This is a genomic window from Streptomyces sp. NPDC045967 (assembly GCF_056430495.1).
In genome coordinates, this window is the sequence record NZ_JBWKLE010000002.1 from 497,439 (window position 1) to 511,322 (window position 13,884).

Consider the following 13,884-nt stretch of genomic DNA (forward strand, 5'->3'; position numbering starts at 1 on the left):
ATGAACCGCGATCAGATCACCCGATCGGTCGTCCGCCTCGTCGGCGAGGTCAGGCCGGGCGGCGGGGAGCTGTCCCTGGACGCACCGCTGCGCGAGCAGGGTCTCGCGTCCCTGGCGGCGACCCGGCTGGTGCTCGGCATCGAGGCCGCCCACGGCGTGCGGATCGCCGTCGACTGGCTCGGGGCCGGGGCCACCACCCGCCAGCTCATCGACAAGGTCGCCTCCTCGGTCCCGCCGGACCCCGCCCAGCCGAAGGCCCCCGCTCCGGCGGAGGCCGGGCCGGCCGCGGCACCGCCGGACCGGGCGGGAAGCGGGGAACCGCTCCCGCTCACCCCCGTGCAGCAGGCCTACCTGGTCGGCCGGGACCCCGACCTCGGCGCGGACCAGGTCGGCTGCCGGCTGTACCGGGAGTTCGCGCTGCCCGGCCTGGACCCCCGTCGGCTCATGGCGGCCTGGCGGCGGGTGGTGGCGCACCACGACATCCTGCGCGTCCGGATCGACGAGGACGGCCGCCAGCACATCGCCCCGAGCCCGCCCGTCGCAGCAGTCGGACACGACGGCCCCGCGGACGGCGCCCCCGCGGACGACATCCCCGTGCACGACCTCGCCACCGCGGAACCGCAGGTCTTCGCCCGGCACGTACGGGACGTCCGCGCCCGCCTGGCGGACCCGGAGCGGCACCGGGCGGCCGGCTGGCCGCCGTACACCGTCGAGGTGTCGCTGGGCCCGGACGGGGCGGGCCTAATCCACCTCGACATCGACGCCGTGCTGACGGACGGCCACGGGCTCGCGGTCCTCCTCGACCACTGGTGGCTCGGCTACGAGCGGCCCGGCACCCCGCTGCCCGCCTCCGCCGTCCCGCTGCGCGAGGCCCTCATGACCCTGCACGCACGGCGCTCGACCCCCGCCCACCGGGAGGACCTGGACTACTGGTGCGACCGGCTCGCCGGCCCGACGGCCGCCCCGGCGGCGGCCCGGACACGGCCCGAGGAACGCCCCGGCGGCCATCCGCGCCGCTCGCTCGGCGCCGCCCTCACCCCGGCGCAGTGGCGGGCCCTCAAGGAGCACGCCGCCGGCCTGGCGGTGTCGCCCACGGCCCTGGTGCTCACCGCCTTCGCCGAGGTGCTGGAGGCCGACGCGCCCGGCGAACCGTTCACCCTGGTGCTGACCACCTCCGACCGGGTACGGCTGCCCGCCGGCGCCGAGAGCCTCGTCGGCCCGTTCACCTCCACCGCGCTGCTCGCCGTCACCCCGCTGCCCGACCGCACCTTCGACGAGGCCGCCCGCGCGCTGCACGACCGGCTCTGGGCCGACCTCGCCCACACCGGTGTCTCCGGCGTGGAGGTCCTGCGGGAACTGCGTTCCCGGGACCGCTCGAGACCGCGGCCCGCGCTGCCCGTGGTCTTCACCAGTCTGCTGGACACCGGCACGGGGGGCGGGACGGCCGGGCTCACCGGGCACCTGGTGCACGCCGCCAGCCGCACCGCCGGCGTCGCGCTCGACCACCAGATGTGGGAGGCGGACGGGGCCCTGCACTACCGCTGGGACGTGGCCGACACCCTGCTGGCCCCCGGCGCCGCCGACACCCTCTTCACCGCCCTGGGCAACACCCTGCGCGACCTCGCCTCGGGAGCGGGCGCGGACGGGGAGACCCGGCCGCTCAACCAGCTCCAGCAGGCCTACTACGTCGCCCGCGCCCAGGGCGCCGGCCCCTGGGACGGCTGCCAGGTCTACCACGCCTTCGAGCTCGACCACCTCGACATCGGCCGCCTGGAGGACACCTGGCACGCCATGACCGAGCGGTACGACGTGCTCCGCAGCCACGTGTCCCACGACGGAGAGCTGCACGTGCGCCGGACGGCCGGTCCCCGCCGCCGGATCCCGGTCGTCGACCTCGCCGGCCTCCCCGGCGAGGATGCGCCCGGCGTCACCGGCGTCACCGGCGTCACCGGCGGCGCGGCCGTCGAGGACGCCTTCCGCGACCGGATGGCCGGAACGGCCTTCGCACTCGGCCGCTGGCCCCAGTTCGACCTGCGGGTCACGCGCGCGGCGCCGGGGCGGGCCACGCTGCACTGCGCCATCGACCTGGCGGTGGTCGACGGCCGCAGCCTGCACCTGCTGCTGCGCGAACTGGTCACCGCATACGCCGCAGACGCGAGCCCGAGCGGCCGCCGGACCGCGCCCGCCCTGCCCGCCTCCGGGTACGCCGCACCCGCCGCACGCCCCGGCCCGCCCGACCCGGCGGCCGTCGCCTACTGGCGCGAGCGCTTCACCGGCCTGCCCGCGGGACCGGCCCCGGCCGGCGGCGCCGAGCGCCGCCGCACCCGCCGCTCGGGAGTCCTGACCGGCTGGCGGCGGATCCGGGCCGCGGTGGAGGACCGCGGCCTGACGCCCGACGCGGCCCTGCTCGCCGTCCTCACCGAAGCCCTGGCCACCCGCGTGGACGGCGACTTCACGGTGGTGGCCGCCCGCTGGCACCCGGACGACGAGCACCGCCGCCCGGGCGAGCACACCCGGCTCAGCTGGCTCGACCACGGGCCGGCCGGGCTGTCGCTCGCCGACCGCGCCGCCGCCCACCAGCACCGGATGGACCAGGACGACACCCGCGGCGCGGGCGCGGACGGACTCGCCGAACTGCGCCGCGTCGTCATGCGCGAGCGGGCCGGCGCCGGGCCGGCCTTCCCCGTCGTCCACACCGGCCTGCTCGAACTGACCGACCAGACGCCCCCGTCCGGCGTACGGAGCGGACGCTGGATGACGTACACGCCCGACGTCTGCCTGGACAGCATCTGCGTCGAGGAGGGCGACACACTGCGCTACCACTGGGACACCGTGCCCGGCGACTTCGCCCCGGGCGACGTGGAGGCGATGTTCACCGCGTACGGCCGTCTGCTGGACGGCCTCGGCGAAGCCTTGGCGGCGCCCGCCGCCGGGCCGGCCGAACTGCCCGGGCCGGCCGAACTGCCCGGGCCGGCGGGCACGCGGGCGGTGCTCGGCCCGGAGGAACGCGAACTGGTCCTGCACGCCTGGAACGACACCGCCGTACCCGTGCCCGACGAGCGCCCGGTCCACCTGTTCTTCGAGGACCACGCCCGCGCCACCCCCGACGCCGTCGCGCTCCTGCACGCCGCGGGCAGCGTCACCTACGGCGAACTGGACCGCTGGGCCAACGGCATCGCCCACCGCCTGCGGGCCCTCGGCGTCGACGCGGGCCGGATCGTGGCCGTCCGCGCCCGGCGCGGACCGGCGCTGATCGCCGCCGTCCTCGGGATCCTCAAGGCGGGCGCCGCCTACCTGCCCATCGAGCCCAGCGCCCCCGCCGCACGCGCGGCCGGCATGCTCGCCGACGGCGGGGCCACGGTGCTGCTCACCACCGCGGACACCGTCCCCCTCCCCGTCCCCGACGGCGTCCGGGTGGTCGACGCCGACCGCGGGATCGTGCCCGCCGACGTCCCGCCCGCGCCGACCGCGCACGCCGACAGCACCGCCTACGTCATCTTCACCTCGGGGAGCACCGGCCGCCCCAAGGGTGTGGCCGTCGCCCACCGTTCGGTGCGCAACCTCCTCAACTGGTGCTGGCGCACATTCGGGTTCGGCCCCGGAGACCTCGGGCTGATGGTCACCTCGCTCGGCTTCGACCTCTCGGTGTTCGACGTCTTCGGGCTGCTCGGGCGGGGCGCCGCGCTGTACGTCGCCGACGAGGCCCAGCAGAAGGACCCGGCGCTGCTGCTGGAGGTGCTGCTGGAACAGCCCGTCACCTTCTGGAACTCGGCGCCCACCACGCTCGCCCAGCTGATGCCGCTGCTGCCCGCACCGGACGGCGACCGGACCGGCACCGGCGACCTGTGGCTCGTCTTCCTCAGCGGCGACTACACGCCGCTGTCGCTGCCCGGCGAACTGCGGGCCGTGTTCCGCTCCGCCGAGCTCGTCAGCCTGGGCGGCGCCACCGAGGCGACCGTCTGGTCCAACTACCACCGGGTGGAGGAGGTGGACCCGTCCTGGCGGAGCATCCCGTACGGCAGACCGATCGACAACGCGCGCTACTACATCCTGGACGAGGACCTGGAGCCCTGCCCGATCGGTACCGAGGGCGACCTGATGATCGGCGGGGACTGCCTGGCGCTGGGCTACCACAACCAGCCCGAACTCACCCGCGAGCGGTTCGTGCCGGACCCGTTCGTGCCGGGCGGCGGGCGGATGTACCGCACCGGGGACCGGGCGGCCTTCGGCCCGGACGGCGTGATGACCTTCCTCGGCCGGGCCGACACCCAGGTCAAGATCCGCGGCCACCGCGTCGAACTGGGCGAGATCGAGCACCGGCTGCGGAGCCATCCGGCGGTCCGGGAGGCGGTGGTCACGGTCCGGCCCCACGACTCGGGGGACCACAAGGTCGTCGCCTACCTCCTGCCGGCCGGCGGCACCGACTCCGCCGCCCTCCCCCCGGTGTCCGCCCTGCGCGAGTACGCCGCGCTCGCCCTGCCGGACTACATGGTCCCCAACCACCTGGTCTTCCTGGACACCCTCCCGGCCACGGCGAACGGCAAACTGGACCGCGCCGCCCTGCCCTGGCCCCTGCCCCCGGTCGATCACGGTGCTGCCCCGGCCGACCGCGGTGCCCCGGCCGTCGCCGCGGCGTCCGTCGGCGTGACGGAGGGGAAGGGGGCGCCGGACCCGGTGCCCGAAGGGGCGGCGGACGGCACGTCCACGGCGGCCGGGCGCCTCGCCGAGGAGATCGCCGGCATCGTCACCGGGCTGCTCGACGGCCGCCCCGTCGACCCGGACGCGGATCTGTGGGACCAGGGCGCGACCTCCTTCACGATGGTGCGCATCTCGCGGACCCTCCAGCAGCGCCACGGCGTGCGCATCCCGGTCGGCGCCCTGCTGGACGCACCGACCGTCGCGGGCATCGCCGAACGCCTCGCCCGCGAGTTCGCCACGGCGCCCGCCGCGTCGACACCCACACCCGCGCCCGCGCCCCCGCCCCCGCCTGCATCCACGCCCACGCCCACATCCGTTCCCACCGTTCCCGCCCCGCCGGCCGTCGCGCCCGTCCCGGCCGTCGCCGCCCCGGCGGCGGCCCCGACACCGGGGTCCGTGGACGTGCTCTCCGCCGAGGAGCGGGCCGCGTTCAAGGACGGTGCGTGGAACCTGCGCCCGTCCTCCCCGGCCGAACCGGCCCTGCCGCTGCCCACCGCCGGCCTCCCCGCCGGGGCGCGGCCCCTCGCGCGGGCCAGCAGCCGGGAGTTCGCACCCGGCCCCCTGGCGTACGCGGACCTGTGCGCGCTGCTCGAGCGCCTGCGGGCGCACGACAGCGACGGCCGGGAGCGCCGCGGCTACCCCTCGGCCGGCGACACCTACGCCGTCCAGACCTACCTGTTCGTACGCGCCGGAGCCGTGGAGTCGCTGCCCGGCGGGGTCTATTACCACGACCCCGTCGGTCACGCGCTCCGCCTGGTCAACCCGGACCCCGCCATCGACCGGTCCGCGCACTTCTTCTACAACCGGCCGCTCTTCGACCAGGCGGCGTTCGAGCTCTACCTGATCAGCCAGCCCAAGGGCATCGCGCCGCTGTACGGCCCGGACGCCGAGCGCTTCCTGATGCTGGAGGCCGGCTACGTCGGCCAGCTCCTGATGGAGGCCCAGCAGGAGACCGGGGTCGGCCTGTGCCCGATCGGCAGCGTGGCCTTCGACGCGATCCGCGGCCAGCTGCGGCTGGACGACGGCCAGCGGTTCCTGCAGTCCTTCCTCGGCGGACCCCTCGCCGCACGCCCCGCGCCCGCCGAACACCCCGCGCACCCCGCCAAGCCCGCTCCGGCCCGCGCCACGGCCGCGGTCACCCCCGCCGCCGTCACCCCCGCCGCCGTGATCGGTCTCGCCGGGCGCTATCCGGGCGCGGCCTCGACCGACGAGTTCTGGCGCAACCTCCAGGCCGGCCGCCGCTCGATCGCCGCGCCGGGCCCGGCCCGTGCCGCCCACGCCGGCACCGTCCCCGGCGGGTACCTCGCCGACATCGACGGCTTCGACAGCGCACTCTTCCGGCTGTCACCCGCCGAGGCGGCCGCCCTCGACCCGCAACTGCGCCACCTGCTGCACGCCGTCGCGCAATGCCTCGAAGACGCCGGGCACACCCCGCGCTCCCTGCTCCGGACCGCTCCGCGCGTCGGCGTCTACGTGGCCACGATGTGGAACGACCACCAGCACGTCGGAGCCGCCGACTGGGAGCGCACCGGCCGCGCCGAGGTATCCGCCATCGCCTCGGACATCCCCAACCGGATCTCGCACGCCTTCGGCTTCCGAGGCCCCAGCATCGCCGTCAACACCTCCTGCTCGTCCTCGCTCACCGCCCTGCACCTGGCCCTGGAGGCCCTGCACCGGGGCGACTGCGACGCGGCGGTCGTGGGCGCGGCCAACCTCATCGCCCACCCGTACCACACGGCCCTGCTGGAGGGCCTCGGACTCATCGCCCCGGACGGGGTCGCGGGCGCCTTCGACGACGCCGCCAGCGGCTGGTCACCGGGCGAGGGGGTGGGCGCGCTGCTGCTGCGCCGGGTCGAGGACGCCCGCCGCGACGCGGACCACGTGCACGGCGTGGTCGAGGGCACCTGGGTCGACTTCGCGGGCGGCTCGGGCCGCTTCGGCGCCCCCGACGTGACGGCCTTCCGGGATTCGATGGCCCGCGCCCTGGACCGGGCGGGCGTCAGCGCCGACGACGTCTCGTACGTCGAATGCGCCGCCACCGGGGCCGCCTTCGCCGACGCCGCCGAAGTGGAGGCGCTCGGCGGCCTCTTCCTGGGCCGCTCCGGCGGGCCCGTCCCGATCGGCACGGTCAAATCCGCCATCGGGCACCTGGAGGCCGCCTCCGGGCTGGCCCAGGTCACCAAGACCCTGCTCCAGCTGCGCCACGGGCGCATCGCACCGACTCCCACCGCCGACCGGCTCAGCCGGCTGGTGGACTGGGAGTCCTTGCCGCTGAGGCTCGCCGACCGGGCCGCCCCCTGGCGTTCGCCGGACCCCGCCGTCCCCTTGCGGGCCCTGGTCAACGCGGCGGGGGCCACCGGTTCGCTCGCCCACGCGGTGATCCGGTCGGCGACGGCCGAAGAGCTCGCGCCGGCCCGCTCCGACCTCCCGCGCGGCCCCCTCCTCGCGGTGCTCTCCGGCCGGGACGAGGAAGGGCTGCGCGGCGCGGTGCGGCGGCTCGCCGACCACGTGCGGTCCGCCGTCCCGGAACCGGACCCCGCCGACCTCGCCTACACCCTGCAGACCGGCCGCACCCACCACGCGCACCGGCTCGTCCTCGACTGCGCCGAGGGCCTGCCCGCCCTGCGGGCCGCGCTCGCGGACCACCTCGCGGGCCGTCGCCCGCACCCGGCCCCGCCCGCAACCGGACCGGGCGCCGCCTGGCTGGCCGGGGAGGAGGTGGACTGGTCCGCGCACTGGGCCGTCCCGGCGCGCCGGACACCGCTGCCCACCGAGCCCTTCCCGACCGGTCACCCGGCCGCCGCCTACCCGGCCCGCCCGGACGGGCCGGTTCCGCGTCCCGGGGGCGCGCACGCACCGTCCGCGGCGGACACCGCCCGGATCGAGCGGCGGCTGGTGCGGCTCTACGCCCGGGCGGCCGGCCTGCCGGAGGAGGGCATCGACCCGCACACCCCCCTGGAGAGCCACGGCCTCACCTCCTTTCTGGTGGCACGGCTCAACGCCGACCTGCGCCGGGAGTTCGGGGTCACTTCGGCCACGGTGTTCTTCGAGCAGCGCGACCTGGCCGGCGTCGCCCGGAGCATCGCCGCCCAGGCCCCCGCGGACACGGCCGGGACCGGCGCCGGCCGCCTCCCGGAACCGGCCGCCCACTCCGCGCCCCACCACGACGGCGAACCGGCCGACGACGGCATCGCCGTGATCGGCCTTGCCGGGCGCTACCCGGGCGCCGCCACCCCGCAGGCGCTCTGGGAGCACCTGCGGCACGGCGCCGACCTGGTGACCGCGCTCCCCGAGGAGCGGCGCACCGGCCGACCGGGGGAGGAGCTGATGCACGGCGGCTTCCTGGACGCGGTGGCCGGGTTCGACCCGTTGCTCTTCGGCATCACCCCGCACGACGCGGACCTGATGGACCCGCAGGAGCGGCTGCTGCTGGAGGTGGTGTGGGAGACCCTGGAGGACGCGGGCCACCCCCGGGAACGGCTGCGCCGGGACCACGGCTCCCGCGTCGGCGTGTTCGTCGGCTCGATGCACAACGAGTACCCGTACCTCGGTGTCGAACGCACGCTCGACGGCGCGCCCGTCGCCAGCGGCTCGACACCGGCCGGCACCGCCAACCGGGTCTCCTACTTCCTGGACGCGCACGGCCCCAGCCTGACCGTCGACACCATGTGCTCCTCCTCGCTGACCGCGATCCACCTCGCCGTGCGCAGCCTGCGCGACGGAGAGTGCGCGGTGGCCCTGGCCGCCGGGGTCAACCTCTCGCTGCACCCGAACAAGTACGTGCAGCAGCGGGCGATGGGCATGACCTCCTCCGACCACCGCTGCCGGGGCTTCGGCGCGGGCGGCGACGGCTTCGTCCCGGCCGAGGCGGTCGGCGCGGTCCTGCTCAAGCCGCTGGCCCGGGCCCTCGCGGACGGGGACCGGATCCACGGCGTCATCAAGGGCACGGCCGTGAACCACGGCGGCCGCACCAACGGCTACACCGTCCCCGATCCGGCGGCGCAGGGCCGGGTGGTCACCGAGGCGCTCGCCCGCGCCGGCGTGCCGGCCGCGACGGTGGGATACGTCGAGGCGCACGGCACCGGCACGGCGCTGGGCGACCCGGTGGAGATCGCGGGCCTCCGGCAGGCGTTCGGCGCCCTGCCGCCGGGCTCCGTGGCCATCGGAACGCTCAAGTCCAACATCGGGCACGCGGAGGCCGCGGCCGGCATCGCCGGGCTGACGAAGGTGCTGCTCCAGATGCGGCACGGACTGCTGGTCCCCTCGCTGCACGCCGACGAGCTCAACCCGGCGATCGACTGGACGGCTTCGCCGTTCCGGGTGCAGCGGACGGCCGCCGAGTGGCCCCGGCCCGCCGGGTCCCCGCGGAGGGCCGGGATCAGCTCGTTCGGGGCGGGCGGCTCGAACGCGCACCTGGTGGTCGAGGAGTACCCGCGGCTCCCGTCGGCCCCCGGCCGGACGGCGGCACCGGTGGACGAACCGCACCTGGTGGTGCTGTCGGGCCGGACCGAGGAGGCCCTGACCGCCCTCGCCGGCCGGCTGGCCCGGTACTTGCGGGAGGCCGCGACCGGAGGCGCGGAGGCGGACTTCCCGGACCTCGCGGACGTGGCGCACACCAGCCGCACCGGCCGCGAGGAGTTGCGCGAGCGGCTCGCCCTGGTCGTCTCCTCCCTGCCCGAACTCGCCGACCGGCTGGCGGCGTTCGCGTCCGGCTGCGGCGCCGCCGAGCTGCGCGGCCGGGTGACCGGACCGACCGGGCCCGGCGTGCCCGCCGAGCGGGTCGACCCGGGCGGCCGCGACCTCACGGAGCTCGGCCGCCGCTGGGTCACCGGCACGGCATGGGACTGGCGGGCACTGCCGGACGCCGACCGGCGCCGGATCGTAACCCTGCCCGCCTACCCCTTCGCCGGACGCCGTCACTGGCTTGCGCAACCGGCCCCGCGCACCACGCCGTCCGACACCCCGGACCCGGCACGATCCGCTGCCGTCCCCTCGGGGCCCGCGTCTGCGGGGTCGTCACCCGCACCGGCCGCCGGACCCGTACCGGACCTCCCCGGGACTGCCCCGTCGGCGACCGGCGTGCCGCTCCGCGTCCGCCGCTGGGAGCCGGCACCGCCCGTGGCCGGGGCCGGTGCGGGGCCGCGCGGGACGGTGGCCGTCCTCGCCGGGCCCGGCAGTGCGGCGCTCGCCGCGCACACCGCGGAACTCCTCGCGGGCGAGGCCGACTGCGTGCTGCTCCACGAGGGCCGCGGCGCGCCGGCCTTCCACGACGAGGCATCCGCCCTGGAGGCCCTCGCCGCGCTGCCCTTTCTCAGCGGGCTGCTGGACCTCACCGACGTGGGCCGCCCCGACGGCGGCCCCGGCCCGTGGACGGCCCGCATCGCGATGCTCCAGGAACTCATCCGCGGCCACCGCGGCGCGCTGCGCGTGCTCCAGGTGACCGAGGGCCTCCAGGACGTCCCGGACGCCAGGCCGTCACTCGCGGGCTCCCGCGTCGCGGGATTCGTCCGGATGCTCGGTACGGAGTACCCGCGGGTCCGGGCCACCCACCTGGACACCGATCAGGCGTCGCCCGAGGCGGTCGTCGCGGAGTGGCGCGCCGCCGAACCCGCCGCCGAGGTCTGCCACCGCGGCGGACGGCGGCTGCTGCCCCGGTGGACCGAGGTCCCGGCGGTGGCCCCGGCCGCCTTCCGGGCCGACCCGGACCGCGCGTACCTGGTCACCGGCGGCACCCGCGGCCTCGGCGCCACGGTCGCCCGCCACCTCGTGGCCCGGGGCGCCCGGCGGATCGCCCTGACCTGCCGGCGCGAGCTGCCCGCACGCGAGCGGTGGGACGATCCCGCACTGCCCGCCACGACCGCCGAGGCGGTGGCCACGATCCGCGGCCTGGAGCGGGCGGGCGCCGACGTGCGGGTGTTCACGGGCCCGCTCTCGGGCCGGGCCCGGCTGTCGGCCTTCCTCGCGGAGGTCCGCACCGACCTGGGGCCGGTCGGCGGCGTGGTGCACTGCGCGGGTCTCGCGTCGCGGGGTCCGGCCGCCTTCGTCAACAAGCGGTGCGAGGACATCCGCGAGGTGTTCGAGCCGAAGACGGACGGCTTGGAGACCCTGGCCGAACTGTGCGGCGCGGACCGCCCGGACTTCTTCGTCCTCTTCTCCTCCGTCTCCTCCGCCCTGCCCCGGCTGGCGGCCGGGATGAGCGACTACGCGGCCGCCAACACCGGGGCGGATTTCGTGGCGGGCCACCTGGCACGGCTCGGCCGGAGCCGGGTCCGCGCCGTGCAGTGGCCGGTCTGGGCGGACGGCTCCGCCGGGGAGGCGGCCCAGGCGGCCGGCCGGGCCGCCGGGATCGGGGTGCTGTCCACGGCGGACGGGCTCGCCGTCCTCGACTGGGCGATGACGACGGACGGTCCGCCGCTGGTGCTGCCCGCCCCGCCGGCAACCGCGGCAACGGTGGCCGGGGGGACGGCGACCGGGTCCGCCCCGCCCGGAGTGGCGACCGCACCGGCGTCCGTGCCCGGGTGGCTGGCCGAGGTGTTCGAAGCAGTCGCCGGTGTCCCGCGCGACGAACTGGAGCCGACCGCGTCCTTCACCGAACTCGGCGTCGAATCCGTCATGCTGGGGGAACTGGTGGTGCAGATCGAGCACCGCACCGGACAGCCGCTGGAACCCGCGGCCCTGCTCGCACACGACACCCCGCAGGCCCTCGCCGCCCATCTGGCGCGTACGCTCCCGGCCGCGACCGCGGCCTCCCTCGACCCGGTGCCCCCGGCGGCCCCGGCAAGCCCTGCGGCCCCGGTCGCCCCCGCGGAGCCCGCACGGCGCGCTGAGCCGCAGGCCGGGCAGGGCGGCGAACCGCAGGACCGGCCGCGGTCGGCGCCGGGGACGGGCGACGACGAGCGGATCGCCGTCGTCGGCATGGCCTGCCGGTTTCCCGGCGCCCCCGGGATCGACGCGTTCTGGGCCCTGCTGGCCGCCGGGGCGGACGCCGTCACCGACGTGCCGGCCGGCCGCTGGGACACCGCACGCCTCTACCGCCCGACCTACGAGCCCGGCCGCAGCATCAGCCGCTGGGGAGGGTTCCTCGACGCCATCGAGGACTTCGACCCCGACCACTTCGGCATGAGCGAGGAGGAGGCCACCGGTCTGGACCCGGCGGTGCGGCTCTTCCTGGAGGGCGCGGAGGGCGCCCTGCGGGACGCGGGCTATCCGGACGCGGAACTCGCCGGGCGCCCGATCGGAGTCTTCGCCGGCGCCCGGATGTCGGGCTACCGGCACCGGGCCGGCGCCGCGGGCCCGGTGGGGCTGGGCGGGGACCAGAACTTCATCGCCGCCCGCGTCGCCCACCAGTACGACCTGCACGGCCCGGCGATGGTGGTGGACAGCGCCTGCTCCTCCGCGCTGGTCGCCGTGCAGCTCGCCTGCCGGAGCCTACTGGCGGGGGAGTCCGAACTGGCCCTGGCCGGTGCGGTGGAGGTGCTGCTGGACGAGGAGCCCTACCTGGAGTTCAGCGCGGCGAAGGCGTTGTCCCCGTCGGGCCGCTGCCGGACCTTCGACGAGCGGGCGGACGGCTTCGTCCCCGGCGAGGGCTGCGGGGTGCTGCTGCTGAAGCGGCTCGACGCGGCGCTCCGCGACGGCGACCGCATCCACGGCGTCATCGACGCGGTGGCGGTCAACAACGACGGCCGCACGATGGGCCTGACCACCCCCAACCCCAAGGCCCAGGCCGCCGTGGTGCGCCGGGCGCTGGCCGACGCGGGGCTGCGGCCCGACCAGATCGGCATGGTCGAGGCACACGGCACCGCGACCCTGATCGGCGACCCCATCGAGCTCCGGGCCCTGACGGACGCCTTCCGGGCCGGTACCGACGGCACGGACGGTACCGACGGTCCGGCCGGCACCGACGGCACGGAGGCGTCCGTGCACGGCGGTTGTGCGATCGGCAGCGTGAAGTCCAACCTGGGCCACCTGCTGAGCGCGGCCGGGATCGCCGGGCTGATCAAGGCCCTGCTGGCGGTGGAACACGCGGCGATCCCGCCCACCCTCGGCTGCGACCGCCCCAACCCCCGCTTCGACCTGCGCACGTCACCGTTCAGGGTCGCCACCGAACTGTCCTCCTGGCCGGCCGGGATCCGCCGGATCGCCGGCGTCAGCGCCTTCGGACTCGGCGGCACCAACGCGCACGCCATCGTCGGCGAACTCGACGGGGAACGCCGGGCGCGATACCGCCCGACCCGGCAGCCACTGCCCGAACCGGAGTTCAAGCGGCGCCGGTACTGGCTGGACCGCGAGCCGGACGCCCCGCTCCACGCCCCGTTTCACGCCCCGCCCCGCGCGGACGGGCCGCGGCAGGACGGTCCCGGCCCGGTGGCCTCCATCCTCGACCTCCGCTTCGCCGCTGACGACGCGGCGGTGCCGGCAGACGCAGCGCTCCCAGAATTCGGGCGAAAGGGAACACGACGGTGACCGACCGACCGATCGAGTGTCGCGTGGTACTGACCGACACCGACTTCATCATGCGCAACCACCACGTGCACGGGGTGTCGGTGATGCCCGGCGTGACCTTCCTGGACATCCTGCTGCGGATCCTGCGCAGCCGGGGGATGGACCACGAACGGGCCGTGTTCAGCCGGATCCTGTTCACCGAGGCGGTGGCCACCACCGAGGGCATGGACCGCGAGATCCGCATCACCCTCGGCGCCGCGGACGCGTCCGGGGCCCACCAGGTGACGGTGGACAGCCGCTGGTCCGCCGTCCCCGGTTCGCCCTGGCGGCAGAACCTGACCGCCGTCCTCTCCTTCGCACCCGACGGCGACGGGCCGGCCGGCACGGCGCAGCCGCAGACGATCGACCTCGACGTCCTGCGGGCCGGCGCGCTGCGCACCACCGACATGGCCGAGCTGTACGCCCGGGCACGGGACGAGAACATCCGGCACGGTCCCGCCATGGCCTGCCACGGCCCGCTGCACGTCGGCGACGGCTACCTGCTGGCCGAGCTGAGCATCGGCGCGGCCGCTCCCGACGCCGCCGACTTCCACCTCCACCCGGCGCTGCTCGACGCGGCCACCATCGCCGCGTACGGCCAGACCGAGGCGGTCTCCCGTGAGCCGTTCATCCCCGTCTACATCGGCCGATTCCGGGCCCCCCGGCCGCTCGGCCCGAAGGTCCACCTGTACGTGCCGGGAGTCG

2 protein-coding genes (1 of these 2 cut by a window edge) are annotated in these 13,884 nt (G+C 76.6%); both read left to right on the forward strand.

The window, feature by feature from the left end; genetic code table 11:
- Entirely contained in the window at window positions 1–13,161 is a 13,161-nt protein-coding gene (locus AC07FY_RS05895; RefSeq protein WP_479000976.1) for an amino acid adenylation domain-containing protein, read from the forward strand.
- Window positions 13,158–13,884 carry the 5' end (the start) of an SDR family NAD(P)-dependent oxidoreductase gene (locus tag AC07FY_RS05900; RefSeq protein ID WP_479000979.1) on the forward strand. Its footprint extends 19,838 nt past the window's final position, so the window shows 727 of its 20,565 coding nt (coding positions 1–727); it begins with the start codon at window positions 13,158–13,160; the stop codon falls past the right edge of the window. Before AC07FY_RS05895 ends, AC07FY_RS05900 begins: the two co-directional genes overlap by 4 nt.